Origin of the sequence: Caballeronia sp. LjRoot34 (genome assembly GCF_964253815.1) — a bacterium.
Classification (GTDB): Bacteria; Pseudomonadota; Gammaproteobacteria; order Burkholderiales; family Burkholderiaceae; genus Caballeronia.
In genome coordinates this window covers 1-1,436 of sequence record NZ_CAXUSB020000025.1, presented here as the reverse complement: position 1 = coordinate 1,436, position 1,436 = coordinate 1, and the positions used below count along the sequence as shown (strand labels likewise).

The 1,436-nt window shown below is 60.7% G+C and carries 1 protein-coding gene; it reads right to left on the bottom strand.

Annotated features, from left to right (window positions below; all coding sequences use genetic code 11):
* Positions 1 to 46 precede the first annotated feature (46 nt).
* Positions 47 to 1,318, bottom strand: coding sequence for an IS256 family transposase (locus tag ACSQ36_RS46965; protein WP_436187628.1), 1,272 nt, complete (start codon positions 1,316 to 1,318; stop codon positions 47 to 49).
* Positions 1,319 to 1,436 lie beyond the last annotated feature (118 nt).

Here is a 1,436-nt window from a genome sequence, read left to right as displayed (position 1 = left end):
GAGCTAACGTCAAGAGTGGTGTATGGGCGTTTACAAGCGTTCGATTTCAAGCGGCGAGTTTCTGCTGAACCGGTTGATCGCCTTGCACCGGTTCGCCGTCCTTAAAGGCAATGCCCTCTAGTAACAGCGTGATCCCTTCGGGGCCGTTGATGCGGCGCCAGGTTTTCTCGGCTTCCTCGATCAGCTTGAATGCCAGACCGAGGAAGGTCGGTCGCGACACGCAATTGCGCGTGCGAGTCGTCCGGTGGCGCACGGTCGCGAACGTCGACTCGATCGCGTTCGTCGTGCGCAAATGCTGCCAGTGTTCGGCCGGGAAGTCATAGAAGGCCAAGAGGCTCTCCCGGTCCTTCTTCAGCGTTTGCGCCGCCTTCGGATATTTCGCCGCATGGACCGTGACGAAACGATCGAACGCGGCGTACGCATCGGCGCGGGTCGCGGCCATCCAAATCGCCTGCAGGTCTGCCTTGGCCCGCCCCTGTTGCGACTTCGGCAGCGCGTTGAGCACATTGCCCATCTTATGAAACCAGCAGCGCTGGCCGCGCGTTGCAGGAAACACTTCCTCCAGTGCGGCCCAGAAACCCATCGCGCCGTCGCCGACGGCCAGCAGCGGCCCACCTTGCAGACCACGCGCCTTCAGATCAAGCAGTAGCTCCTGCCAGGACGCCTTCGACTCGCGATACCCGTCGCCGATTGCCACACGCTCCTTGCGCCCATCCGGCCTCACGCCAATGATCACCAGCAGGCACTGGCCGTCCGAGTTCTCACTACGCAGGCCGGTATGAATGCCGTCGACCCACCAGTACACGTAGCGCGAGTTCGACAGATCACGCCGGCTCCAATTCGCATGCTCGTCGGACCATTGCGCTTTCAAACGGCTCACCACGTTCGCCGACAAGCCCTTGGCGTCCTCGCCCAGCAGCACGCTCAGTGCTTCGCTCATGTCGCCCGTCGAAATGCCTTTCAGATACAGCCACGGCAGTGCGGCGCTCACGCGCGGTGACTTGCGCACATACGGCGGCACAATCGATGAATTGAATTTCACACCCGATCCTGAGCGATCCCGAACCTTGGGAACCTTCACCGGAATCGGCCCGGCGGCCGTCAACACTTCGCGCTCCGGTAAATAGCCGTTGCGCACTACGGCGCGCTGTCCGTGCAATGTCTTGACGTTCTCGAACCGCTCCAGCAGCGTGGCCAACTCCGCTTCGATCGCCTGCTGGATCACTTGTCGCGCTCCGCGCCGCACCAGCTCGTCCAGGCCCAGACCCAGACCGATTTCCGATAGACCGGCGACTTCTTTTTCCGTAAACTTATTCATGGTGGATGGTTTGTTGTTAGCTGGTTTCCGACTTCGACAATCAGATTCTCAGCTGAAACCTCCACCGCCTTCAACCTCCCGCCTCAAATCCCCCGTACACCAGATTCGACTTTAGCTC

Coding starts and splice junctions, on each gene's coding strand:
- ACSQ36_RS46965 (WP_436187628.1), bottom strand. CDS start 1,318: ATGAATAAGTTTACGGAAAAAGAAGTCGCCGGTCTATCGGAAATCGGT.